Source organism: Dysgonomonas mossii DSM 22836, assembly GCF_000213575.1.
GTDB lineage: Bacteria > Bacteroidota > Bacteroidia > Bacteroidales > Dysgonomonadaceae > Dysgonomonas > Dysgonomonas mossii.
On the sequence record NZ_GL892005.1, the window covers coordinates 646,969 to 670,899 of the forward strand.

Here is a 23,931-nt window from a genome sequence, read left to right on the forward strand (position 1 = left end):
TGTTTCTTTTTGTAGTTTTGTTATTAAAAAGAGTATAAATTGATTTTAAAATAATTTATGAAACTTCACCATGCTGCTATTTGGGTTACCGACCTGGAAAAAGAAAAGGATTATTATGTCAAACATTTTGGAGCCCAAGCGAATCAACTGTACGAAAATAAAACCACAGGCTTCAGAAGTTACTTTCTAAGTTTCGAATCGGGCGGGCAATTAGAGATAATGCATAGAACGGATATTCCTGATAATGCAAATGATGTTGTGGGGACACAGCATAAAGGACTTATTCATTTGGCGTTTGTTGTTGATTCTATAGAAGAGGTGGATAAGAAAGCTGAGGAACTAAAGAATGCGGGATATCAGATATTAAGAGGTCCTCGGCAAACAGGTGATGGCTATTATGAGTTCGAAACGCTAGACCCTGAAGGAAATAGGTTAGAGGTAATGTTTTAGTTAGATTAAGGTATCGTGTTAAGTAAAATTTGGATAATAAATAAATGAGTTTAAGCAAAAATAAGCTGAAATATATTCGCTCTTTGAAAGAGAAGAAATATCGTACCGAGTTCGGAACTTTTGTCGCTGAAGGTCATAAGATGGTAAGCGATTTACTACCATTCATTAAATGTCAGTTACTGGTTGCTACTCCCGAATTCTTGAAATCGGCTGATGTGGCGAATGTGGAAGAAGTAATAGAAGTGAATGACAGAGAGTTGGCTCAAGCGAGTTTTTTACAAAACCCACAGCAGGTGTTAGCTGTCTTCTACCAATCAGAAAATGTGACTGATATAAAGATTGATGATGAGCTGGTTTTGGCATTGGATGGTATTCAAGATCCCGGCAATATGGGTACAATCATACGCTTGGCTGATTGGTATGGTATTCATCATATATTTTGCTCGCAAGATACTGTTGATGTCTACAATCCGAAGGTGGTACAAGCTACAATGGGGGCTTTAGCGAGGGTTAATATTCATTATACAGACTTATCAGATTTTTTGACTCGGAATAAACATTTGTCTGTGTACGGTACTTTTCTCGATGGAGAAAATATGTACGAAAAAAAGATTACATCTCACGGAATTATTGTTATGGGAAATGAAGGCAATGGAATCCGTCCTGAAATAGAAAGATTGATTACCGAGAAACTGTATATACCAAACTACCCTGTAGGTAATCCCACGTCAGAGTCGTTAAATGTGGCTATCGCTACAGCTATTATTTGTGCTGAATTCAGAAGGAGAAATTTGTAGTCGTATGATAGTGATGGGTATTAAAAGCCTTCTTCAACCAATACATAAGCTCTATATCTGTTGCTTCTGTTGATTGGGCATAACGAAAGGTATCCTGAGGTTATTTTGCCATTTTCTATTCGGATAGGGTGTTTTTCCTCCATCAAGAGATGGTTGTTATACATCTCTTCTGCTTTAGGATTAAAATCTATATAGAATTTCCCGCAAGACTGCGTAGCTATATAGTTTTCATACAACCGGCAACTGAGAAATCCCATATTGTATCGCATATTGATTTCAACGCAAGGATGTAATTTATACTCATTGTCTTCTAAATAAATAAGCATATCCACGCCGATGCAGCCATTGTAAAGTGTTGCAAATTTTTCAGACAATATGTTGATAAGTTTGTTCTTTACAGAATCAAGAAGGTCTAGCGATATCTTTTCAGACAATTGTTCTATTATGCTTTTTTGTGAGCCTATATAATTTGCTTCGTAGCCACCCTTCGCATTGGTATAAAAAAGAGAATAGCCAGCAAAGGCAATATTTCCTTTTCCGTCTGCCATAAATTCCATGGCAAAATCCATTTGTTTATCTAAAACTCTTTCGATAGAGACACTCCCTTGTTTTTTTAGAATTCCATGCAATATCTGATTTTCGGTACGGGTTAATCCTGTTGTCGGTAGCCACAGCAGTCCCCTGCCCGATGATGAATAAGGTGCTTTTGCTAATAATTGATATATCGAAGTATCTACAGCCTTGTTTATATCGTCCAGGTTTGTATAGAATTGCGGTATGACTGCTTGAGAGAGTAGGGGGATAGAGTTTATTAATTCAGACAGACAGTCTCTTGCTGCTAGTCTGCTATTAAGATATTTATATTCGTCACTCCATTCAGGAATATTCAGATTAATTTCTAATTTCTTATTTAGTTCTTCGAAGTAGCGAATCGCTTGAGGAGATACTCCCCATAATGATACATTTGCATATCTATATAGTTTCAGCTCGTTCTGAGATATTGGTTGAGCTAGTGCAGAGAATTGTTCTGTTAAGTATGAATAATATATTTCCTCTTTACGATCAACCAAAACTTTATCTTCCCGATCGGCGTACCATGCCGGTAGAAAAGACAATTCTTCTTGCATAGCCGCTATATTTGCCGGAGGTGTATAGTAAGGCGACGCATTGTTGACTGCTGTCTCGTGTCCGGGATTAAAGTAGTGGATGTTCAACTAAATATATTTTTAGAATTGAAAATAAATAAATGGTTGTGGTCCGCTGGAGGCTGTTGCAAATATCATCCAAAAGATAAGACCTGCAAAAGCAGCTTTCCCGAATAATGGGATAGAATCGAAGCCCGCTTTTATATTGTTAACCAATTTCTCGGGTAAGAAGTGCATAATATATCCTACAATCAGTAAGATAAATACATTTCTGTATCCTTCTATAATAACCAGCCATTCGTTTGGCGCAAATGTTAGTTTACCAATATTTGAAATAACGCTTCCAGCCAATTCGAAACTTCCGGCACGGAAGAATATCCAACAAAATGCTACGAAGTGAAAAGTTAGTAAGATACAGATTATCCGGGTGAAGCGGTTGTCAGGTATTTTTATAAATTGCTTAAAGAATCGTTCTATTGCCAGCATTGTTCCATGCAATCCGCCCCAAATAACAAATTTCCACGATGCGCCATGCCATAATCCTCCTATCAGCATTGTCATGAATAAGTTGAAATAAGTTCGAATCTTTCCTTTACGGTTTCCCCCCATCGAAATATACAGATAATCTCGCAGCCAAGAGGATAGGGATATATGCCAGCGACGCCAGAACTCGGTGACTGATTGGGATTTATATGGCGTCAAAAAGTTTGGAGGTATTGTGAATCCCATCAATAATGATAAGCCGATGGCAATATCTGAATAGCCCGAAAAGTCACAATATATTTGCAGCGTATATCCATATACAGCCATAAGGTTCTCGAATGCAGTATAGCTCATCGGTGAATCGAACACACGGTCAACAAAGTTGGTAGAGATATAATCTGAGATAATCGCCTTTTTTATCAAACCGATAAGTATAAGAAAAATAGCTGCACTTGCGTCTTCTTTAGTCAGATGCAATTTATTCTTCATCTGCGGCAGAAAATCTTTTGCTCGTATAATAGGACCTGCTACCAGTTTTGGGAAAAAGGTTATATAAAAACAAAAATCCAAAAGGGAATCGGCGGGTTTCATTTGCTTGCGATACAAATCCACAGCATAGCTTATCGCTTCGAATACAAAGAATGATATACCGATTGGTAATATAATATTATGTAATGCAAAGTTTCCATTGAAAATTGCATTGATATTATCGATAAGGAAATTCGTATACTTAAAGTATGCTAACATCAATAAGTTACCGACAATAATGATCGTTAATAAGAATTTTCGTATTCCCGTTTTCTCTGACTCATGCATTTTTACAGCTAGCCAGTGTGTTGCTACAGCGCAGATAACCAGTAGTACAAAATAGTTGAGCGGAAAATGAAATCCGAAAAGATTTATATCCATCGTATTTCCCCCTGCCAGATAGTAGAAGTAAAGAGAAAAAGCGATCAGGTATACTTTCCTGAAATGGTCGTGTTTCTTACTGGCTACATATACCATATAGAAGACAAGGAAGAACCCAAGAAAGAAGGCACTATTGAACAGGAGCGGTCGCGACGGGTCGTAAATAAAATATGGTGCTATATCGTTGATTACCTTCTCTAAAAAATCAGGTAAGTAGAAATCCCTTATACTTTCAAATATATTACTTATCATATTTGCTTTTATAATTATTGTAAGCGTCAAGAAAATCAGAAATAAATAACTGTCCCTGAGCTTCGTATCCGCCAGTTGTGTAGTGTACTTTGTCGCGAGCTATCATCGATGCATAATCACCTCTCGGTCTGATAGCGGAATCACCACTCATGCGTGAGTATAAATCCCATACCGGTAGGTAATTGAGCCCCATAAGAGCAACGCTATAGTCGGCAACGAATGTATTTTGCCTGCCTTTTCGAAACATGGATGGAGGAGGAGTCATTACCAGTATAGTTGCATTCTTACAATATGCTTTTATATTGTTGATAAACTCATTCAGCTGGAAGACATATTCCGAGTCGCTCATTTTTCCGAAGGATTCGTTTGTTCCAAAGGATAGAATGATAAGGTCGGGTTCGAGTATAGGTAGTTGTTTGAAAAACAGAGGATATTTAATGTAATCCGTCATTTTAGCGCCGTTTACACCTATTGTATGATATACAACTCCCGGCTCATTGTTTTCTATTACAAATCCGTTGAGATTATACATCGCCGTTTTACCATCAGGTACAAGAGTGATCCTGTTTATGGCTGAGTCACCGGTATACGATGAGTAATATGGCTTAGATAACATATTCACAAATTTAAGATTCTCCGTATCCAAGTTGGTTTCCTTCGATTTAACCTGAACAGGCTTGGCTGTAGTTTTCGTTGGTATTTTAAGCGATTGGTTCAATCGGATTGTATTCGATTTCATTCCGTTTGCTTTTTTTACCTGAGTAACCGTTACTCTGTATTTCCGACTTATGGAAGACAATGTTTCTCCTTTTTTTACCTTATGATATTTAATGCTTGTGCCCGACGTTGAGCTTGTTGGTGCTGCTCCTGTTACTTCAAGAGGGTCGGCTGATATGCTCATTTTGTAATGAGACTCTTTATCCGGATATATTACTTTAACGTTGGTAAATTCATATCCTTCTTCTGTATATAGCTGCAATACAAAGTCGTTAGAGGAAGTATATAACGCAATTCCGCTAAGTCCTACGCCTACATCTGCTATCGGTAGTACATTCCTAAGGCTCTGCCAAGAGGCATTGCTGCTGTATCTTACGTTGCGGGTTCCGTTTGTTCTTACCAAACTATAAGGAAAAGTAAAGCCATATCCTCCGTTTCCGAATTTTGACTGTAGTTCGCTTCTTATGGCATTCGTGAAAAAATCAGCCTGAATATGAGAGTCACCTATGTGGACAATATTAATCTTTCCTTTTTTGCTTTTCTCCAAGTTGTATAACTTATTGAAGATGGGATTTAATAATTCCTGATTCGCAAAAACATTATTCTTTATGTCCTTAACTCTTCTCGCATCTTTCGTTGAAGAATAGAAAAATGTAAGAGGGTAGAATAAGAATAATGTAAATAAACAGATTGTCCGTATTTTTTTCGAAAATATCATTTCTTAATCTCTGTTTCGGTCTTATGTTGTTTGTATTTCAGGTAGCCTTTATTAATCTCGTCATAAAGCAGTTTGGCTATCTTTTTCGAACCCGACGCATTAAAGTGGGTATAGTCTTTGTTCGCCAAATGATATTCATCAACCCATTTTACCATCGACCCATTACCACCCATTAACTCATAGAGGTTTATATAGCCCGATCCTGTTTTGCGTGCATAGTTCCTTTGTGCTTTTGCCAACGGAACTACTGCCGGATCTGTTTTCATCTCTTGTTCTATTTTGCTCGCCTTATCGGCTGTGGAGATAATTAGTATGTCAGCATTGGGGAAACATTGATGCAGATTGTTTACAACCGTCGTCATGTTTTTTTCATACCAACTATAATTTAGTGTGCCATAGCCCAACACATTAGTTCCGTATTGAAGAACAATGAGGTCGTACCCTAAAACTTTGTCGAACGCATTCATTAGCGATGGATTGAGTATAGAAAGCGGAAGACCTGAGTTGCCGCGCATAGAGAAATTATCGACATGTACTCCCTGTCCATCGTCGAAACTGAATCCGTAAATAGGAATAGAATCGGCATGGGCAAATGTAACCTGCAATGATTTTACACTCGAAGATGCGAGTGGCAGGGTGTTGAGTAAATGTGAAGGAGCAAGCTTTTTGGTAGATACCGAGTCTTTGTCTGCACGGATTGTAATAGACGCATTTGCATTATTGGAACTACCATATAGAAGTATAGGATTATATAACGCTGTTGAGTAGGGTTGAGCCTGAGCTTTATATTTTACCCAGTAATTAGAGCCTGATCCACGTGCAAAGAATACTTGACCATCTATTCCAAACGGTCTGGTTGGTTTCTTTACTTTTATAAAAGATTGTACAATCCATTCTTTCGAAACTTGGTGCGAGATAGACCCACGTGAAGCAGCAGAAAGAGAGGATATAGAAACGAAACCGACTCCGTGCCCCCCATAGTTTTTCTGGAATTCACTTCTGACGTCTTGTACAATATAATCACCGTCGTTCATTGAATCGCCGAAATAGGCTATTCTTACTTTGCCTGACTTATTTGCTTCCAGCTGATGCAGCTTTTCATAAAATCGTTTTAGATTTTGATAACCATCTGCATTGAGCGAAGGGTTTATAGCTTCGTCGATTTCTTCGGGCTGGATGTTTAAGCTGTCCGTTGTATTTGTGCTGTCAGCCTTGGCTATATGAGGAGAATCGTCAATGGCGGTTGTGTCATTGATTGCATTCAGCATTAGGCTGTCTACAACAATATTTTCGGTTGTTATTTTATTCTCGGGGAATAAGCGGTTGGGAAGCAACTGTTTACAGAGTAAAAAGAAGCCTACGGATAAAACAATAAACAAGATTGCTTTACCGAAGTAAGAATTATTAGATGGACTCACAATCAACAAATTAATAAGTTTTTATTGTTGCTACGATATATTTATAAAGCTGTGCAAAGCTAATCACTTTCTTTGAAAATCTATTTGAGAGAAAGTATAATTTAGCGATATTTTACTTTTCCCGATCTCCTCTATCTTGCTGCTATGAGGTACATATAGCTGAGCTTGGGTAAAAAGAAATTCAATGTGGACTATATTTTGCCTTGGCTGTTATGTGTTCTATTTCTATTTTGAATGTAGCTGTACGGCTCCACGATTTGTCTATATATTTTTCTCCGATTTCTTCAAATCCTTTTGAATATTTATTTACTAAAAGTCTGAGGGCTTTTCGTTTTTCTTCATCAGATAGATTTATATCAGCTTTACCGTAGGATATAACACTTTCGTATAAGGTGGTGAACTGCTCGGCAATGGGTTTTGTTACACCTACTACACAAAATGATACCTTGTTATTTTGGTTTATCAGGTCTAGTTTCTGACCTTCGGGGGCACAATGAAAATAAAGAGTATTGGCTTCTTCATCATAAACATAACTGATTGGGATACCATAGCCATATCCATTCTCGGATGTTCCTAAGCTGAGAAATCCGTATTCTGAAGTGTTTAATAGTTCGCTTATGCGAGCTTTATCTTCAAGTATTCTGTTTTGTCTTCTTACTTCTCTGAACATAATAGTCTAGTACTAATTGTTTAATCTTTTATTTATGGCTTTGTCTACCATATCGGAAATGAATACATGTCCAAAAACTCCCAATCCGATTGTTGCTTCTTCATTATTCCAGAAAGCTCTTGTTGTAGAGCATAGGAAATAATTATTAACAGAGATATGATTATTCACTAATGGGTCTACACTCGGATGGCGACCTACATATCCCGAACCCAAAGGCTCGGGGGGAAGTATTATACTGTTTATTTTATGTTTAATGGCCTCTCTGTGTTTTTCCTCATCCGGATTTGTAATAAAGGCAATAAGCAATATGATAAAAAGAAGATATCTCTTTTTGAATAAATGTGAGCCCCTTTTCGGTATCCTGTCCGGGTCTTTATATCTTTTTTCTATTTCTTTTATATCTCTCATTTAAGCCTGTTGTTACTTATCTACCATACCAATAGTCGATACGTGCTTTTTCTTTCGGTTTCTTTACCCCTTCTATAGGGAATCCGATTACAAAGCTGTTTGTATACTGATGTGTTTGGATCTCATTTACTTTTGTCTGATACCATGAGCCCATATACCCGACTCTGATTGTATATTTGTTTATCGGGATATCCATCGATATGTAGTTGCGCAATGATCGTTGATTATGATAGGATGCGAAATTGACAAGTCCGACAGAGTTGCCTAACGAAATCTCGTAGTACGATTGTCCGTATTTAGGAGAGAACAATATTCCCATAAATGGAGAATCTATTTGCCAGCGCACAGCTCCCCATTTGAATTTATATGAGGCGGTAACAGACAGATTGAGATTGGAATATGCACGGGCAGAAGCTGGATTGTTTCCATTTCGTTCATTGTACAATACACCGCCATTTATATCCCAAAGTCCTCCCACCCCGAGGCGGAAGTCGTCGGTATTATACACCATATAATGACCTCCTATCCTGTAGCTAAGAAGTGCCCAGTATTCCGATACGTTTTTTGTGGGATTATCTCCTTTCGAAAGATCCAGTTCGAATATCTGCTGTTTATAGAACTTATAATCAAACCATGTCGTACGGCGCATTTGCTCATACATCAAATGAATAGAGAAACCCTTGTACTCTAATGGCGATAGATATGTGTCGTATATATTGGCACTACCAATGGAGGCAGAAAGGGTATTATTGGTAATAAGAGAATTTGCATCTATAATATACAAAGAATGAAGCATCCCTTCTGTTGTAGGAAATAGCATAGGTCTTTTCATCTCAATAGAATCAAGAACAAATATTTTTTCTTGAGATAATGCCGGAGATAAAATGAATATGCCAATAATAAAATATAAGCATCTAAAAATGATAGAATTATTTATTAATCCTTTATGCCTCACTTTCCTTATCATCATCTTTAAATAAAGATTTCTGTCCTGTTATTTCATCCAAAATATCCGAGATGGGGCGATTGTCCACATCATCATCGTCATCGTCTATCTGTACTTCAAATTTCTTTTCCTCTTCTTCCTCCGGTTCAGGGAAGCGGATAGGTTCAAGTTCTTTGATGTCGCCTATTTCGAATGTAGATAAACGCTTACCTTTAGCTTTGAAGCCTTTTACTGCAATAAATTCATCCGCATCTATTTCCAAGGCTTCACGATAACTGTCGCGTCCGCCAAAAGTAACCAGAATGCGTGGATAAACAACGTCTGTAAGAATCTTCAGTTTCGAGTTTGGATTGTCTCCAAGGAAGTTTTGCTTTCTTGCAGAGGCTTCGAATGTAAAGCGTTTCAGATACATAAATTGCTGGTCGGCATCAAACAGAACGGCTGTCCAATTTTTATTTACATCGAATTTTTCGATACGGATAATTCCGGCTTCGTAGTGATTCGTTACATCGAAGTTGGAAGTGTAGAATTCTCCATTTTCGTGTACAACTAATATTTGGTCTTCGCTCTGAAATTCCCCAAGGAATTTGCCTCTTCCATCATAGTTCAGGCGCAATACATCCTGATCGAACCAAACTTTACGTCCGCCGAGTGTTGATCCTCCTTTTTGTTTCAGTGATATTTTATGTACCTCGGCCTTCGTCAAGATATTCCCCATCGATTGACGGCCTTTAATAGCAATATCACTAAAATCTTTTTCGAATACAAGTATCTTTTGGCGTGGCTTGGGTTTCAGTATCACTCGTATTGTTTCGGCTTCACCATTCGGGTTTGCACTGAAATAAGTGATGCGAGAACCATCTTCTCCTTGTGTTACATCATACTCCTTGTCACGAGTTATGCCCGTTACGGCAAAACGCTTGATATACGAAGGTCCATTCTTGCCGTGACGATAAACCACGTTATAGATCGTGCGCTTGTCGTTGCGGCGGAAGACGTATAGGTAAAGAATGTTTTTACCGATAAACATCTTGTCGCTCACTTTTACAATTTTGTACTTACCGTCTTTGAAGAAAATAATTATATCGTCAATGTCGGAACAGTTGCATACAAATTCATCTTTTTTCAGTGATGTGCCGATAAAGCCTTCTTCGCGGTTGATGTACAGTTTTTCGTTTGCTTCCACCACCTTTGTTGCCTCGATGGTGTCAAAGCTGCGGATTTCTGTTTTGCGAGGAAAATCTTTGCCGTATTTTTCTTTCAACATTACAAACCATGAGATCGTATAGTCTACAATGTTTTCTATATTGTGCTTTATTTCTTCTATTTCGTCTTTATATCTGGCTATCAATTCATCTGCTTTATCGGAATTGAACTTGAGGATACGTCCCATCTTGATTTCCATCAATTTGAGTATATCTTCACGTGTTACTTCACGGATAAACTGTTTTGCATATTTAGCCAATCTCTTATCGATATGCTCTACAGCTATATCCATATTGTCGGCATTCTCAAACTCCTTGTCTTTGTATATACGCTCTTCGATGAAAATCTTTTCCAGCGAAGAAAAGTGAAGGCTTTCTTCCAGTTCACTCTTTTGTATCTCCAGTTCTTGACGAAGTAGGCTTAGTGTATTATCTGTAGTATGACGGAGTATGTCGCTTACTGTGAGGAAATAAGGCTTATTATCTTCGATAACACAACAGTTTGGCGAAATGCTTATTTCACAATCGGTGAATGCGTATAGGGCATCTATCGTTTTATCGGAAGAGACCCCTGCTGCAAGATGTACCTGTATCTCTACATTCTGAGCGGTGATATCATCCACCTTGCGGATTTTAATTTTGCCCTTATCGTTAGCTTTCAAGATCGATTCCACAACAGACGATGATGTACGACCATAAGGAATGTCACTTATGACAAGCGTTTTGTTGTCTAATTTAGATATTTTAGCCCTAACCTTTACCGACCCGCCTCGCTCGCCATCGTTATACTTGCTGACATCTATATAGCCTCCGGTCTGAAAATCGGGATAAAATGCAAATTTTTCTCCTTGAAGATGTGCTATGGCTGCATCGCAAAGATCATTGAAGTTGTGAGGCAGGATCTTAGACGAAAGTCCCACAGCAATACCTTCTGCACCCTGAGCCAGAAGTAAAGGGAACTTAACAGGTAACGTAATCGGTTCTTTATTACGCCCATCGTAAGATGGTTTCCACTCTGTGGTTTTGGGGTTGAAAATCACTTCCAACGCAAACTTTGATAAGCGAGCTTCTATATAACGAGGCGCAGCTGCTCCGTCTCCTGTAAACACGTTTCCCCAGTTTCCCTGACAATCTACCAATAAATCCTTTTGCCCCAATTGTACCAACGCATCCCCTATAGAGGCATCTCCGTGCGGGTGAAACTGCATGGTATGTCCGATGATATTAGCCACCTTGTTGTAGCGACCATCATCCATGCGCTTCATAGAGTGCATGATACGACGTTGCACCGGCTTGAAACCATCAGATATGTGAGGTACTGCACGTTCGAGTATTACGTACGATGCATAGTCGAGAAACCAATTCTGGAACATACCCGAAAGATGAGTCTGATTGTCAGCGGTATCTTTTATCGGGACTTTGTAGTCTGAATGTGAGGCTGCATCAGCGTTCTCCAACTCATCGTCCAGTATTGGTTCGTCGTTATCTAAATTCTCTGGTTCGTCAATAATATCTTCAGGGAGCATATGTGTTTATTGGATTTAATAGCTAATAAAAAACTAGCTCAAAGATAGTTTTTTTTGGTGTGAATTCAAAATGAGAAGCGTGTTGTATATTACAAACAAAGAAATTACAGAAATTTTATTTGCGTTCATTTATTTTAAATAAAATTGTCATATATTGAGCTCTTTGACATCTATAACAACTGAAGTTTGAGAGTAGAAAGGTGACATGAAAAATATGTATAAAATGTGTCACTTTTGTCACCTTTGTTACTTTTTATTCTAAGGTATAATACATTTTTCTTCAATAGAAATACCAAACAGAGCGAAGTCGTATTTGGCGGGGTCGTTGGCATCCAGTATTTTTAGGCTTTCTGTCAATTCTATCGCTGCTTTCCAATCGGGTTTGTCTCGTTCGAGCAGGCCTAGCTTGCGTGCTGTACGTTCTACATGAAGATCGAGCGGGCAAATCAAGTTGGATGGGCTGATTCGTTTCCATAAGCCGAAGTCAACACCTTTGTTATCATCCCTTACCATCCATCGCAAGTACATATTCAGCCGTTTGCATGCCGATTTTTGAACAGGAGAGGGGATGTGCTTTCGTGTACGGTGGGGCGCGTTGGGATGAGAGAAGAAGTATGCCTGAAAGTGATTGAGTGCTGACTCCACATTCATGTCGGAGGAAGGGAAGAAAGCTTCCTCAAGGCTATTGTATTGAGTGAAGTGTCTTTTCATAAAGTCGATACAGTATAGCAAGTCTGTATCGTTGAACGTTCTGTGTTTAAACTGTAGGAGCTTTTTTAAGTCTTCGTCACTGTGGCTAATGATGAAGCTGTATGGGGCGTTATCCATCCTTTCGGCTAGTTCTTTGCACTTATTGATAATGGTCTTGCGTTGTCCCCATGCAAAAATAGCAGCAAAGAATCCCATGATTTCTTTGTCCTGCTTGCTTGTGAAGCTATGAGGAATGGAGATAGGATCGTTATCGATAAAAGCAGGGGTGTTGTACTGTTCTACTTTCTGGTCGAGGAAGTTTTTGAGATCAAATATATTTATACCTTTCACTTGTCAATCTATTTTGGTAGGACAAAGATATAAAAAACAAAAGAGCAGAAAGTCCTGCTCTTTGTCTGTACCATAATAGTTTGATCATTTATCTACTCTTATAAATTTGCCATTCGAATCGAACTCAAGCTCTATATTATTATTTAAGTCAATTTCATAGCCGAAATGTTCTTTGTTTATTTCCACTATGTATTGCGTTGGATAATGTTGTGCTATATAGCTAGGTATGGCACTAGGTAGTAATGCGATGATGTCGGCGGGAATTTGTTGTCCTTTGCCATCTACACTGTCCCACTCCCCGGAGAGTTTAAATTCTACCTCGAAGCCATTTGCCAGATAAACATCATAGCTGTCTTTGTCTTTTTCTACGCGTGTGACCTTTTGCGAAGGAAAATGTGCTAGTAAGAAGGCTTGTGCTGTTGGAGGTAAATCGCTAGTCGATACTTTTTTGTCGTCGTCACCACAGGCAATAAAAGCAAGTGGTAGAATAAAAAGGCTGAGTGCAAATAATATTTTTTTCATCTTAATTACTGTGTTTAGTTAATTATAAAGTTTATAAATAAAAGTGCCATCAATCTTAAGTGGCTTTTATCTTTATTTACGTCTTTCTCTGTAGAGGAAGAGAATTGTGTTTTCTCAAATATACAAAATCTATTTGAAATAGAAAATTATGTAAAATTAGATTGTTAAAAATCTATTTTAATCCCGAATATAATGACGATTGTATTGTATAAATATATAATTTTATGCTCGAATTATTGCACTTGTTATATACTTTATGCTGTTAGATATATTTTCTACTGATAGTCTGTCTGTTGTGAATGCAGAAGCAACGGTTTCGACGCTCGATAAGTTGCTTGACTACCTGCTTGATGTTTCGGTGGCGTTAGGTACAAAAATTGTAGCTTCAATTATTGTATTTATTGTTGGTCGTTGGGTGATTGGGTGGATAAGAAAGTTTTTTGATAAGTTTTTACTTCGTCGGCGGATAGAAGAAACTGTACGCTCTTTTTTGGATAGTCTGATCAATATTTCATTAAAGATTGTATTATTTCTTTTTATAGTAAATATACTAGGCATTCAAACGACTTCTTTTGCGGCTATATTAGCTGCTGCAGGATTAGCCGTAGGTATGGCTATGAAAGATAATCTATCTAATTTTGCAGGTGGTGTGATGCTGTTAATAAACAAACCGTTCAAGGTTGGAGATCGTATTGTTGCCCAAAGTACGGATGGGGTTGTTCAGTCTATTGGAATATTATATACTGTTTTGCTGACAGGTGATAATATTACTATATTTATACCCAATGGTCCTTTATCTACCGGAAATATAACCAACTATTCAGCCCAGAAAGAGAGACGTATTGACCTTACGTATAATATTAATTATGGAACAGATATTGACCTTGTAAAAGGTATATTGCTATCGGTTATTAAAGAAAACAAATCAATAAAAGATACCCCTACGCCTTTTGTTGGTGTTACCAATGTTTCCAATGGTGTTATCAATGTAACAATACGAGTATGGGTCAATAGTGAGGATTATGGAAATACAAGTGTCAGTTTGAACGAAAATATATATAAGTCTTTCTCCGAAAAAGGGATCTATACCGCATCAACACTGAGTGTGAAAATGCTGAAAGATTAAAAAAAATTAAAAGTCTTATTAATATTCAAAATAAGGTAATTGCATTTTATTTTCAGGCGGAAATCAAGTAGCTTTGTGATACGAAGAATCGGAATTTAATAAATATATAAAACTAAATTACTTAAGTGTTATGAAAAGGCAGAAACTCATTCAATTCCTTTCGTTAGTAGCCTTTGTTGCTATCATAGCAACATCGTGTGGCAAAAAAACAATGCCTCCTTTGGCAAATTCTTTATTTACAACAAATCCTTCACCGTTAGAATTGGTAGGGACTAAAGTTCCTGTTACAATAAACGGACGCTTTCCTGCTAAATGGTTTGAGAAAAGCACAACAGTAGTTGTTACACCGGTATTGAAGTATGCAGGAGGTGAAACTCTTGGAACTCCTTATACATATCAGGGAGAAAAGGTAGCCGGAAACGGAATTGTAGTACCTTATGAAGCTGGTAGTGCTATAACAATGAAGTCTGAGTTTGATTATATTCCGGCAATGAAAAAATCGGAATTGTTTTTACGCTTCGATTTTCATAGAGGAGGAAAACAAGTAGTTGGCTTTGGCGATGTGAAAATTGCTGATGGTGTAGTTGCAACTCAAGCGCTTGCAAATGCGGGTACTTCAGCTCCTGCTGTTGCTCCTGATGCTTTCCAACGCATAATCAAAGAGGCTTATGATGCTGATATAATGTTCTTGATCCAACGTGCAGAATTGCGTTCTAGCGAATTGAATTCTACAAACCTGAATGCATGGAAAGAATTGGTAAAAGAAGCAGATAGTAATGAGCGTAAGAAAGTAGATGTTGAAATTTCGGCATATGCATCTCCTGATGGAGGGTTCAAGCTGAATGATCAACTAGCTGAAAAACGTGAAAAAAATACAACAAACTATTTGACTAAAGAATTCAAGAAGAATAGTATTGATACTGAAATTAATGCTAAATATACAGCTCAAGACTGGGATGGTTTCCAAAAACTAGTTCAAGCATCTAGCTTACAAGACAAAGATCTTGTTCTTAGAGTATTGTCTATGTATCCGGATCCTGAAACCAGAGAAAAAGAAATTAAGAATATCTCAGTTGTATATTCTGATCTAGCTGAAACTATTTTACCAAAACTTCGTCGTTCTCGCCTTTTGGCTAATGTAGAAATAATTGGTAAGACTGATGAGGAATTGAAGAATGTTGCAGTAAGTGGTAATCTGGGAGACCTTACAGTAGAAGAATTGTTGTATGCTGCCAACTTGAACGGTGTATCTAAAGAGAAAGTATACACTTTTGTGACTCAAAAATTCCCTAACGACTATCGTGGATGGAACAACCTAGGTGCATATTATTATAAGAACGGTCAAAACAGCAGAGCAGTTCAAGCATTCAACAAGGCTGCTGAAGTTTCGTCTCGTGCAGCTGAAGCGAATATGAACTTAGCTTTAGTGTCATTGGCTGATGGAAATACAGCAAAAGCAGAGCAACTGCTTGGTAATGCAGCCGGAGCCAATTCATTAGGTGAAACTATGGGATTGATGTATATCCAAAAAGGAGAATATAACCGTGCAGCTCAATCGTTTGGTAACACTATTTCTAACAATGCAGCATTGGCTCAGATTTTGACTAAGAATTATAGCCGTGCTCAACAAATATTGGATGCTGTACCAACTAAAGATGCTACTACATATTATTTGGCTGCTATCGTAGCTGCAAGAACAAATAGTGCATCAGGTGTTGCAGGAAATTTGAAGTCTGCTATTCAGAACGGAATTTCTCCAGCTGAGATAGCAAAAGATATTGAATTTGCTAAGTTCCTTACAAATCCTGATATAAAGAATATGTTATTCTAAAATAAAGCATATAATGAAAAAGCTCAGCCTTTGCGGCTGAGCTTTTTTTATGCTTAAGAATGAAGATTTATTAAAGGTCTAAAAACTCCACCTCTCCCGATTCAATGTGGTAAATAGCTCCCACTATTTGAATCTTTCCTTCTTTATATTTTTCTGATAATATGGGAGTAGATTCTCTTAGCTGCTTTACTCCATGTATAACATTAGCCTTGATAGCCTTGTTGTACATATCCGAATCTTCAGTTTTAAAGAGTTCATTTTCTTCTTCTTCACTGTCTAACCTATCTATAATAGATTTTATGTGACCTAGCTTTTCGCCATGTTCGGCATGTATATGTTCCTTATTGTGCTTAATATCCATGAATGCTTTCACTGCACCACAACTAGTATGTCCTAATACAACTATAAGTGTTGAGCCAAGATGTTCGGCGGCATATTCGATACTACCTTCTTCAAAGTCAGCCATAACATTACCGGCTGTTCGGATCGAAAATAGATCGCCAAGCCCTTGATCGAATATAATCTCAGGGGAGACGCGAGAGTCAGAGCAACTGACAATGACCGCAAAAGGCTGTTGCCCGCTTTTTAGTTCGTCAACTCTAGCCATATCCTGATGTTGATGCAATAGAGTACTTGATACAAAACGGAGGTTTCCTTCTTTAAGCAGAGTTAAAGGGCTTTGATCTGCATCTTGAGCATAAGCAGAAACTGTAATCAAACAGAGCGTTACAGCTGTTAAAGTTAATTTTAGATAGTTTACAATTTTCATAGATGTTATGTATGTTAAAAAAATCGGGTAAAAGTATATAAAGATTCGACTTATAATTCTTTTTGATTATAGAAATATTAATACTTCATTGTTAAATATTATGAATAGGTAAGAGCTAAATAGAGCCATCTGAAAATTTAATAAATACGAGAATTCTAAAAGAAAATAAACTACCTTTATTGAAAATAAAACAAAAACTATGAAATATAACTTTTGCGGAAACAGTGGGTTGCAGCTTCCTGAAATCTCGTTAGGACTGTGGCATAATTTCGGAGATGTAGATGATTTTGAAATGGCTACATCTATGATTTTACACGCTTTTGATAGTGGTATTACACATTTTGACTTAGCTAACAACTACGGCCCACCTCCCGGCAGTGCAGAAGCTAATTTTGGAAAAGTGTTAGCTAAAGAGCTTAAAGGGCACCGCGACGAGCTTATTATATCATCAAAAGCAGGTCATTTGATGTGGAATGGTCCTTATGGCGATGGCGGTTCGCGAAAGTATATTATGGCAAGTATTGATCAGAGCCTGAAACGTACCGGCTTGGACTATTTTGATATATTTTACTCTCATCGGTATGATCCTCAAACTCCGATAGAAGAAACGATGCAAGCCTTAGTCGATATCGTTCGCCAAGGAAAAGCATTGTATGTAGGTGTATCAAAATATCCTCCTCAGCAGTTGATAAAGGCTTATGAAATATTGAAGTCACAGAATGTGCCTTGTTTGATTTATCAGGACAAGTATAGTATGCTTGTTCGTAATCCTGAGATAGAGCATATGGCTATCAATAAAGACTACGGAGTAGGATTTATTGCATTCTCTCCATTAGCGCAAGGGTTGCTTACGAATAAGTACCTGCATGGTATTCCTGAAACATCCCGAGCTCACAAAAGCCATGGTTTTTTGCAGGAAAGTGAAATTACTCAGGATGTGATAAAACAGGTTTCTGCATTGAATGACTTGGCTCTACAACGTGGTCAGACTTTAGCCGAAATGGCCTTAGCGTGGCTGTTGCATAACGAACAGGTTACATCCGTTATAATTGGTACAAGTTCTTTGAATCAGTTGAAAGATAATCTGAAGGCAAAAGATAATGCAAACTTTTCCGCCGAAGAGTTGATGTTGATAGAGAAAATACTGAAGTAAAAAACATCAGTTTGTAATGATAAAAAAAGGATATATTATCGTGATATATCCTTTTTTAATTTTATCTTTAGTATATGAAAAAGACAGTTATAGTCCTGCTCTTTCTCTTCATTGCCGGAATAAGCTTTTCTCAGAATAAAGATAAATATCCTGTAGCGGTTTATAAGCTAATGAAGGCTTATCCCGAAAGCATTGTGGCTTTTGATAACTCTAATATTGTCTTAAAAGACGGACGAACTATCAAATATAACGAAGGTGGAACGAAGGCTCACTCTGATCTGATGAACAGTTCTGATCTCGGCGATATCTTTACATATCCCTATATCAAAGGGAAGGTTGAGAATATTTCTAAGGATTATGATCCGGGACGAATAAGAAATGAAGAGCTCTTAACGTTAATGTATGGGTCTACTTCAGCGGAAGTACAAGCTAATTTGGTTACCATCATGTGGTGTCCAAAACTAGTAAACCAGACTCTGAGTGTAACGAAGATAAATGGTGTTGCCAAGCAATTACAAAAAATCTCAGACGAATTAGATAAGCATCCCGAATTGCGAGAATACCTGTATAGTTCGGGGGTATTTAACTGGCGAAAAATAAGAGGGACAAACAGGTTGAGCAGCCATAGTTTTGGTACTGCTATTGATCTGAATGTGAAATATTCAAACTACTGGCAATGGGACTGTCGTTGTAAATCAGAGGACGCAACTTTACAGTATAAGAACAGAATACCGCAAATTATAGTCGATATATTCGAGAAGCATGGATTTATTTGGGGAGGCAAATGGTATCATTATGATACAATGCACTTTGAATATCGACCAGAACTTCTTATCGACTGAGACTATCCAACCGAAAACAACAAGTGTTTTAAAACGAGAAAGCGCTCTAACCTTAAGTTAGAGCGCTTTTGATCTATATAGGATATACTTTTATTCCTTTATTTCTACTTTCAAATTCAGCTCCTCAAGTTGAGCCGGGTCAAGAGTTGCCGGAGCATCTATCATCATATCACGTCCCGAGTTATTCTTAGGGAATGCAATACAGTCACGAATGCTATCCAATCCTGCAAACAATGATACCAAACGATCTAAACCAAAAGCCAAACCGGCATGAGGTGGCGCTCCATATTTGAATGCATTCATCAGGAAGCCAAACTGAGCCTGAGCTTTTTCTTCAGTGAAGCCAAGTATTTGGAACATCTTATTCTGTAGCTGACTGTTGAAGATACGTACAGATCCTCCCCCTACTTCTACGCCGTTGATTACCATGTCATAAGCATTGGCGCGGACTACTCCCGGATCACTATCGAGCAAAGCAATATCTTCTTCTTTAGGACTTGTAAACGGATGGTGTTTTGCGAAATAACGTCCAAGTTCTTCATCTTTCTCTAACAGAGGGAAGTCTATTACCCATAAGCAGTTAAACTGGTTCTTGTCTCTTAGTCCAAGCTGTTCAGCGACTTCAAGTCGGAGTTCTCCCAACTGTTTTTGCGCCTTCTCAGTCTCACCACAGATAATTAGTATAAGGTCTCCGGGCTCTGCCTGACAGCGTTCTGCCCACTTCTTCAAATCCTCAGGATTATAGAACTTATCTACAGAAGATTTTAATGAGCCATCCGCCTCATAGCGGGCATAGACAAGCCCTTTTGCTCCTATCTGCGGACGTTTTACATAGTCAGTCAGAGCATCAATCTGCTTACGGGTATATGAAGCTGCTCCTTTAGCGCAAATAGCTCCTACGTATTCAGATGAATCGAATACGACAAAATCTTTACCTTCTGTCAAGTCTTTTATTTCTACGAATTCCATACCAAAACGTGTATCCGGCTTATCAGAACCGTAATACTTCATGGCATGCGCATAAGTCATACGAGGAAAATCAGGAATATCAATTCCCTTTACAACTTTGAACAGATGCTTTGTTAATCCTTCAAACATATTCAGCACATCCTCCTGATTAACATACGACATTTCACAGTCGATCTGAGTAAATTCAGGTTGACGGTCTGCTCTCAAGTCTTCGTCACGGAAACATTTAACGATCTGGAAATATCGATCAAATCCCGAAACCATCAATAGCTGTTTGAATAATTGCGGCGATTGTGGCAGTGCATAAAATTCACCCGGATTCATACGAGATGGTACAACAAAGTCACGTGCCCCCTCGGGAGTGGAACCAATAAGAACAGGTGTTTCTACCTCAAGGAATTGACGCTCGTCTAAATAACGGCGTGTTTCGAATGCTATTTTGTGACGAAGTTCAAGATTTTTTCTTACCACATCGCGACGCAAATCGAGATATCGGTATTTCATTCTTAAATCATCGCCCCCATCAGTATTGTCTTCTATTGTAAATGGTGGAGTATCTGATGTATTTAAAATTACAAGTTCGTTAACGATAATCTCAATATCGCCGGTCGACCTGTTGGGGTTCTTACTCGAACGCTCTTCTACGTTACCTGTCACCTGCAATACGTATTCGCGACCTATTTTATTCGCTCGCTCGTACAAGTCGGCATTTATATCTTTACTGAATGACAATTGAGTAATACCATAACGGTCGCGGAGATCGATAAATGTGACTCCACCACCAAGCTTGCGAACAGCGTTTACCCATCCGGCTAACGTTACTTCTTTGTTAACATCTGCAAGAGTTAATTCTCCGCACGTATGATTCCTATACATATATATTATTTGATGATATTTAATACACTTTTTTGATTATATCTACAGACAGACTTTCCACTTTTCCTTCTATAGCTTTTACAAAAGCCTTGAAATGATCGGTGTTATTGTGCTCGTCTATTGCAGCTTGAGATTTCCAACTTTCCAGAATTGTATACTTTAAAGGATTCTTTACATCTTGATGCAAATCGTATGAGATATTCCCATCTTCTTTACGTGTGCCATCTACTACATTTTGAAACGCTTTTTCCAATTCGTTCTGAAATTCGGCTTTAACTACAATTACAGCAACAATTCTCAATTCTGTCATAGCTTTTATTCTTTTATAATCTTTAAGGTTACAAAAGTAACAAAAGTAACAGATATAAGTATATTTTCTGTTTGTTACTTTTCTTGTCTCGCTTTGTTTTTATGTGTTTTGAGACATCAAATATTTACTCTATTCCTTCTGTATCGCTTCTTATTTGTCAACTACGTATATGTTATATCAAAGATCTTTATATTAGACAATCTTGTTATCTAAAAATACAAATCTAAGATATCTATAATGGAAGAGGTCGGTGATTAATATACCAACTTTAAAATGCTTACTTCCGATCTTTCTATCATCCCTTTCGACGCTTCTTTAAATGTTTTAAAGTGCTCGGTGTTATTGTGATAATCAATAGCTGCCTGAGATTTCCATTCTTCAAGCATTACAAACTTTGTAGAGTCGCTAATATCTTGATGCAGATTATAACTGATACAGCCATCTTCTTCTTGGCTACCCTGAACCAATGTCTGAAAAATGGGTAAAATTTCTTTTATAGCCTCCGGTTTAATGGTCATTATTGCAACTATTTTGAGCTCATCTCCTGTTCTTTCGTCTTCCATATCCGATTTTATTACAATAGTATCGTCTTGTCCTGTCTGCGTCTTATGTGTACAGCCGGCCATTAGGATTAATCCTAATAATAAAGGGAATACAATTTTTTTCATAATCTATTTTATGTTTATAGTTCTGTTTTTATCTTTCAGAAATTTATACTTAAGCCTTTCCTTCGTTGAACTTATTATTTAAGTTTCTTTCTTATTTCTTCTTCTAATTTACCTTTCTCTATCGATTTTTCTAACTTCTCCACGCTCGCATCTTTTTTCAGATATCCTCTGTTTTTTCTATAAAACGCTGCAACCGTTTCTAAAGCGGCTTTTGTGCATAGGACATTATCTTTCGAGTAGTTGTTATCAAAAGAGTATCTAGTCCAACCCAGCATAAAAGGCATTAATAGTTCTGGATTAACTTTTATGAAATCTACAACTCGGCTATCTACCCCCACACTAACATTTGGTGTGCCTGTAAGCCATGCTATAAAAAAAGCATTTGCCTCTTGTCTTTTAATAGGCTCTTTTCCTAATGGTGTATCCAATAACCAGCTTATAGTCTCTTTCACTTGAGGTTCGTATGCAGCATAAGCGTCTTTACTCTCAAATTTATAATTTTTAGGAACTTCATATTCCTGAGCCAACAAACTTGTGGTTAAAAGCGTAAATGCAGCAAAGAGTAACAGATGTCTTTTCATAATGATTAGTGTTTAATAGATTTCTATACAAATATATGCAATGACGTTAATAGAAAATATTCGAAAGCTAAAAAACTTTCTTTTTTCATATAACATTTCAATTTATTGTTCAATTCTTATATACTTTTTGTTGTCTTCTATTCTGTCATAGAGATATAAAGAGTCTCTTTTTTATTTTCGTATCAGTCAACATGATGACAAGTAAGACTGCATTTGATATACTCTGGTCTTATTGTTAAATATTCTTTCTGTATTTGTAAGTTTGGTAAATTTATTCTTTATTTGCATCATTAACATAGTTTTATTTATAAACCTCAAAAAATCAACGCCTATAGAATAGACATTACTCTAAATTTTTAAATATAAGAGATAATGGAAACATTAATTACGATGACTGATGAACAATTGGTCTGTGATTATTCTAACGGCAACAATCTTGCTTTTGATATTCTATTGGAACGTCATAAAAGAAGTGTATATAATTACATTTTTTTTACTGTACGTAATAGGGAACTTGCAGAAGATATTTTCCAAGAAACATTTATAAAAGCAATCGTTACTATCAAGCAGGGACGTTATACCGAATCGGGTAAGTTTCGTGCATGGATTTCTCGGATAGCTCATAATCTGATTATTGACCATTTCCGTCAGGAGAAAAACGAAAATACGGTATCAAATGATGAGGCTCCGGTTGACTTATTAAATAACCCTACACTCTGTGACGGTACTATTGAGGACGAACTGATCAAGGTGCAAATAACATCTGATATTAGAAAGTTAATATCTTTCTTGCCTGAAAATCAGCGCGAAGTTTTAGAAATGCGCTATTACCAAGATCTTAGTTTTAAAGAAATAGCAGACCAAACAGGGGTTAGCATCAATACGGCGTTGGGGCGTATGCGCTATGCTATTCTTAACATGCGCCGTATGGCAGAAGAAAATAACATTGTTCTTACGATGTAGTATTTTATATTTTATTAAAGTAGTTTTTAAAGTGTGAAAAGAAAAAGATGTGTTATAAATATAAATGTTTGTGAAGCAATATATTAAAACAAAACAGGAGAAAGGTTAACCTTTCTCCTGTTTTGTTTTAATTCTTTTATAAGTTCTTAGCTGTTTATTGTACTATGCCGGAACTTATTATTTTATTTGTTGCGAATAACTTCTCCTTTGATACGAACTTTGTAAACCGAATCAGGAACGTTTGTAAATACTGTAATTTCTTTAGTGAAAATTCCCGGACGACCTGTTGTCGAGTAAGTTACTTTTATTACCCCTGTTTTTCCCGGAAGGACTGGTTCTTTTGTGTAGTCTGGGGTTGTGCATCCGCATGTTGTTTGTACGCGTTGGATTAGAAGAGGAGCAGTACCTGTGTTTTTGAACGTAAACTCGCAAGTCACAGAACCGGCACTTTCATCCACTTTTCCAAAGTCGTGTACATCTTTTGTAAAGACAGCCTTAGGAGCTTTATCTCCATTTTGAGCCATCATAAAGCTGGTAGATAATACCAAAGCCAATAGTATAAAACCAATCTTTTTCATATACCTAATTTTCTTTATTTTACTTTAAGTTATTAACTATGTAGTTAGGCATTAGCTA

General features: G+C 37.3%; 23 protein-coding genes. 7 read left to right on the forward strand and 16 right to left on the reverse strand.

Annotation, left to right across the window (positions count from 1 at the left end; genetic code table 11):
* Positions 1 to 57: 57 nt before the first annotated feature.
* Positions 58 to 450 carry a VOC family protein gene (locus tag HMPREF9456_RS06285; RefSeq protein ID WP_006842648.1) on the forward strand — a complete coding sequence of 131 codons (393 nt, stop codon included), beginning with the start codon at positions 58 to 60 and terminating at the stop codon, positions 448 to 450.
* A 44-nt stretch (positions 451 to 494) separates the two neighbouring features.
* Complete coding sequence (locus tag HMPREF9456_RS06290; RefSeq protein ID WP_006842649.1) at positions 495 to 1,247, forward strand: RNA methyltransferase; 753 nt, start codon at positions 495 to 497, stop codon at positions 1,245 to 1,247.
* 20 nt (positions 1,248 to 1,267) lie between these two features.
* Here the strand turns inward: HMPREF9456_RS06290 and HMPREF9456_RS06295 are convergent, their stop codons facing one another.
* The 10 genes from HMPREF9456_RS06295 to HMPREF9456_RS06340 all read right to left on the reverse strand — a co-directional run bounded on the left by HMPREF9456_RS06295 (position 1,268) and on the right by HMPREF9456_RS06340 (position 13,207).
* Positions 1,268 to 2,461 (reverse strand): hypothetical protein, encoded by a 1,194-nt coding sequence (locus HMPREF9456_RS06295; protein ID WP_006842650.1) that lies wholly within the window; start codon positions 2,459 to 2,461, stop codon positions 1,268 to 1,270.
* Positions 2,462 to 2,473: 12 nt separating this feature from the next.
* Complete coding sequence (locus HMPREF9456_RS06300; protein ID WP_006842651.1) at positions 2,474 to 4,036, reverse strand: MBOAT family O-acyltransferase; 1,563 nt, start codon at positions 4,034 to 4,036, stop codon at positions 2,474 to 2,476.
* Complete coding sequence (locus HMPREF9456_RS06305; protein ID WP_006842652.1) at positions 4,026 to 5,471, reverse strand: LysM peptidoglycan-binding domain-containing protein; 1,446 nt, start codon at positions 5,469 to 5,471, stop codon at positions 4,026 to 4,028. The genes HMPREF9456_RS06300 and HMPREF9456_RS06305 overlap by 11 nt, the downstream gene beginning before the upstream one ends.
* On the reverse strand, positions 5,468 to 6,889 hold the full coding sequence (locus HMPREF9456_RS06310) for a GDSL-type esterase/lipase family protein (protein WP_245531004.1): 1,422 nt from the start codon (positions 6,887 to 6,889) through the stop codon (positions 5,468 to 5,470). Before HMPREF9456_RS06310 ends, HMPREF9456_RS06305 begins: the two co-directional genes overlap by 4 nt.
* Positions 6,890 to 7,070: 181 nt before the next feature.
* The gene (locus HMPREF9456_RS06315; RefSeq protein ID WP_006842654.1) at positions 7,071 to 7,559 is read right to left on the reverse strand and encodes a pyridoxamine 5'-phosphate oxidase family protein; all 489 of its coding nucleotides are present in this window, start codon (positions 7,557 to 7,559) and stop codon (positions 7,071 to 7,073) included.
* A gap of 12 nt (positions 7,560 to 7,571) precedes the next feature.
* The gene (locus tag HMPREF9456_RS06320) at positions 7,572 to 7,967 is read right to left on the reverse strand and encodes a hypothetical protein (protein WP_006842655.1); all 396 of its coding nucleotides are present in this window, start codon (positions 7,965 to 7,967) and stop codon (positions 7,572 to 7,574) included.
* 16 nt (positions 7,968 to 7,983) lie between these two features.
* Complete coding sequence (locus HMPREF9456_RS06325; protein WP_147591728.1) at positions 7,984 to 8,799, reverse strand: DUF3316 domain-containing protein; 816 nt, start codon at positions 8,797 to 8,799, stop codon at positions 7,984 to 7,986.
* 112 nt (positions 8,800 to 8,911) lie between these two features.
* Entirely contained in the window at positions 8,912 to 11,644 is a 2,733-nt protein-coding gene (locus HMPREF9456_RS06330; protein WP_006842657.1) for a DNA gyrase/topoisomerase IV subunit A, read from the reverse strand.
* 258 nt (positions 11,645 to 11,902) lie between these two features.
* Positions 11,903 to 12,685 carry a TIGR02757 family protein gene (locus HMPREF9456_RS06335; protein ID WP_006842658.1) on the reverse strand — a complete coding sequence of 261 codons (783 nt, stop codon included), beginning with the start codon at positions 12,683 to 12,685 and terminating at the stop codon, positions 11,903 to 11,905.
* An 84-nt stretch (positions 12,686 to 12,769) separates the two neighbouring features.
* Positions 12,770 to 13,207: a PepSY-like domain-containing protein gene (locus HMPREF9456_RS06340; RefSeq protein WP_006842659.1), complete on the reverse strand. Its 438-nt coding sequence runs from the start codon at positions 13,205 to 13,207 to the stop codon at positions 12,770 to 12,772.
* 256 nt (positions 13,208 to 13,463) lie between these two features.
* Between HMPREF9456_RS06340 and HMPREF9456_RS06345 the strand changes: the two genes are divergently transcribed.
* The gene (locus HMPREF9456_RS06345; RefSeq protein WP_006842660.1) at positions 13,464 to 14,333 is read left to right on the forward strand and encodes a mechanosensitive ion channel family protein; all 870 of its coding nucleotides are present in this window, start codon (positions 13,464 to 13,466) and stop codon (positions 14,331 to 14,333) included.
* Between the two features lie 130 nt (positions 14,334 to 14,463).
* A complete protein-coding gene (locus tag HMPREF9456_RS06350) occupies positions 14,464 to 16,164 on the forward strand; it encodes a tetratricopeptide repeat protein (RefSeq protein WP_006842661.1) in 1,701 nt (566 codons plus the stop codon).
* A gap of 70 nt (positions 16,165 to 16,234) precedes the next feature.
* On the opposite strand, the gene HMPREF9456_RS06355 is transcribed toward HMPREF9456_RS06350, so the two are convergent.
* Entirely contained in the window at positions 16,235 to 16,933 is a 699-nt protein-coding gene (locus tag HMPREF9456_RS06355) for a carbonic anhydrase (RefSeq protein ID WP_006842662.1), read from the reverse strand.
* 199 nt (positions 16,934 to 17,132) lie between these two features.
* Between HMPREF9456_RS06355 and HMPREF9456_RS06360 the strand changes: the two genes are divergently transcribed.
* Together HMPREF9456_RS06360 and HMPREF9456_RS06365 are read left to right on the forward strand one after the other, a co-directional pair.
* A complete protein-coding gene (locus HMPREF9456_RS06360; protein WP_006842663.1) occupies positions 17,133 to 18,086 on the forward strand; it encodes an aldo/keto reductase in 954 nt (317 codons plus the stop codon).
* Between the two features lie 74 nt (positions 18,087 to 18,160).
* Complete coding sequence (locus HMPREF9456_RS06365) at positions 18,161 to 18,928, forward strand: M15 family metallopeptidase (RefSeq protein ID WP_006842664.1); 768 nt, start codon at positions 18,161 to 18,163, stop codon at positions 18,926 to 18,928.
* 90 nt (positions 18,929 to 19,018) lie between these two features.
* On the opposite strand, the gene aspS is transcribed toward HMPREF9456_RS06365, so the two are convergent.
* The 4 genes from aspS to HMPREF9456_RS06385 all read right to left on the reverse strand — a co-directional run bounded on the left by aspS (position 19,019) and on the right by HMPREF9456_RS06385 (position 22,332).
* Complete coding sequence (gene aspS / locus HMPREF9456_RS06370; RefSeq protein ID WP_006842665.1) at positions 19,019 to 20,773, reverse strand: aspartate--tRNA ligase; 1,755 nt, start codon at positions 20,771 to 20,773, stop codon at positions 19,019 to 19,021.
* A 19-nt stretch (positions 20,774 to 20,792) separates the two neighbouring features.
* The gene (locus HMPREF9456_RS06375; protein WP_006842666.1) at positions 20,793 to 21,083 is read right to left on the reverse strand and encodes a putative quinol monooxygenase; all 291 of its coding nucleotides are present in this window, start codon (positions 21,081 to 21,083) and stop codon (positions 20,793 to 20,795) included.
* Positions 21,084 to 21,337: 254 nt separating this feature from the next.
* On the reverse strand, positions 21,338 to 21,751 hold the full coding sequence (locus HMPREF9456_RS06380) for a putative quinol monooxygenase (RefSeq protein ID WP_006842667.1): 414 nt from the start codon (positions 21,749 to 21,751) through the stop codon (positions 21,338 to 21,340).
* A 74-nt stretch (positions 21,752 to 21,825) separates the two neighbouring features.
* Positions 21,826 to 22,332, reverse strand: a complete 507-nt coding sequence (locus HMPREF9456_RS06385; RefSeq protein WP_006842668.1) for a hypothetical protein — start codon at positions 22,330 to 22,332, stop codon at positions 21,826 to 21,828.
* A gap of 372 nt (positions 22,333 to 22,704) precedes the next feature.
* On the opposite strand from HMPREF9456_RS06385, the gene HMPREF9456_RS06390 reads away from it, so the two are divergent.
* On the forward strand, positions 22,705 to 23,295 hold the full coding sequence (locus HMPREF9456_RS06390; RefSeq protein ID WP_006842669.1) for a sigma-70 family RNA polymerase sigma factor: 591 nt from the start codon (positions 22,705 to 22,707) through the stop codon (positions 23,293 to 23,295).
* Positions 23,296 to 23,477: 182 nt separating this feature from the next.
* On the opposite strand, the gene HMPREF9456_RS06395 is transcribed toward HMPREF9456_RS06390, so the two are convergent.
* On the reverse strand, positions 23,478 to 23,873 hold the full coding sequence (locus HMPREF9456_RS06395; RefSeq protein ID WP_006842670.1) for a DUF1573 domain-containing protein: 396 nt from the start codon (positions 23,871 to 23,873) through the stop codon (positions 23,478 to 23,480).
* Positions 23,874 to 23,931 lie beyond the last annotated feature (58 nt).

What these genes read in the sequence shown, in the direction of transcription:
- HMPREF9456_RS06340 (WP_006842659.1), bottom strand. Translation starts at nt 13,207, where the DNA reads ATGAAAAAAATATTATTTGCACTCAGCCTTTTTATTCTACCACTTGCT.
- aspS (WP_006842665.1), bottom strand. Translation starts at nt 20,773, where the DNA reads ATGTATAGGAATCATACGTGCGGAGAATTAACTCTTGCAGATGTTAAC.
- HMPREF9456_RS06380 (WP_006842667.1), bottom strand. Translation starts at nt 21,751, where the DNA reads ATGAAAAAAATTGTATTCCCTTTATTATTAGGATTAATCCTAATGGCC.
- HMPREF9456_RS06315 (WP_006842654.1), bottom strand. Translation starts at nt 7,559, where the DNA reads ATGTTCAGAGAAGTAAGAAGACAAAACAGAATACTTGAAGATAAAGCT.
- HMPREF9456_RS06325 (WP_147591728.1), bottom strand. Translation starts at nt 8,799, where the DNA reads ATGAAAAGACCTATGCTATTTCCTACAACAGAAGGGATGCTTCATTCT.
- HMPREF9456_RS06365 (WP_006842664.1), top strand. Translation starts at nt 18,161, where the DNA reads ATGAAAAAGACAGTTATAGTCCTGCTCTTTCTCTTCATTGCCGGAATA.
- HMPREF9456_RS06375 (WP_006842666.1), bottom strand. Translation starts at nt 21,083, where the DNA reads ATGACAGAATTGAGAATTGTTGCTGTAATTGTAGTTAAAGCCGAATTT.
- HMPREF9456_RS06395 (WP_006842670.1), bottom strand. Translation starts at nt 23,873, where the DNA reads ATGAAAAAGATTGGTTTTATACTATTGGCTTTGGTATTATCTACCAGC.
- HMPREF9456_RS06285 (WP_006842648.1), top strand. Translation starts at nt 58, where the DNA reads ATGAAACTTCACCATGCTGCTATTTGGGTTACCGACCTGGAAAAAGAA.
- HMPREF9456_RS06300 (WP_006842651.1), bottom strand. Translation starts at nt 4,036, where the DNA reads ATGATAAGTAATATATTTGAAAGTATAAGGGATTTCTACTTACCTGAT.
- HMPREF9456_RS06385 (WP_006842668.1), bottom strand. Translation starts at nt 22,332, where the DNA reads ATGAAAAGACATCTGTTACTCTTTGCTGCATTTACGCTTTTAACCACA.
- HMPREF9456_RS06345 (WP_006842660.1), top strand. Translation starts at nt 13,464, where the DNA reads ATGCTGTTAGATATATTTTCTACTGATAGTCTGTCTGTTGTGAATGCA.
- HMPREF9456_RS06390 (WP_006842669.1), top strand. Translation starts at nt 22,705, where the DNA reads ATGGAAACATTAATTACGATGACTGATGAACAATTGGTCTGTGATTAT.
- HMPREF9456_RS06350 (WP_006842661.1), top strand. Translation starts at nt 14,464, where the DNA reads ATGAAAAGGCAGAAACTCATTCAATTCCTTTCGTTAGTAGCCTTTGTT.
- HMPREF9456_RS06355 (WP_006842662.1), bottom strand. Translation starts at nt 16,933, where the DNA reads ATGAAAATTGTAAACTATCTAAAATTAACTTTAACAGCTGTAACGCTC.
- HMPREF9456_RS06305 (WP_006842652.1), bottom strand. Translation starts at nt 5,471, where the DNA reads ATGATATTTTCGAAAAAAATACGGACAATCTGTTTATTTACATTATTC.
- HMPREF9456_RS06330 (WP_006842657.1), bottom strand. Translation starts at nt 11,644, where the DNA reads ATGCTCCCTGAAGATATTATTGACGAACCAGAGAATTTAGATAACGAC.
- HMPREF9456_RS06320 (WP_006842655.1), bottom strand. Translation starts at nt 7,967, where the DNA reads ATGAGAGATATAAAAGAAATAGAAAAAAGATATAAAGACCCGGACAGG.
- HMPREF9456_RS06360 (WP_006842663.1), top strand. Translation starts at nt 17,133, where the DNA reads ATGAAATATAACTTTTGCGGAAACAGTGGGTTGCAGCTTCCTGAAATC.
- HMPREF9456_RS06290 (WP_006842649.1), top strand. Translation starts at nt 495, where the DNA reads ATGAGTTTAAGCAAAAATAAGCTGAAATATATTCGCTCTTTGAAAGAG.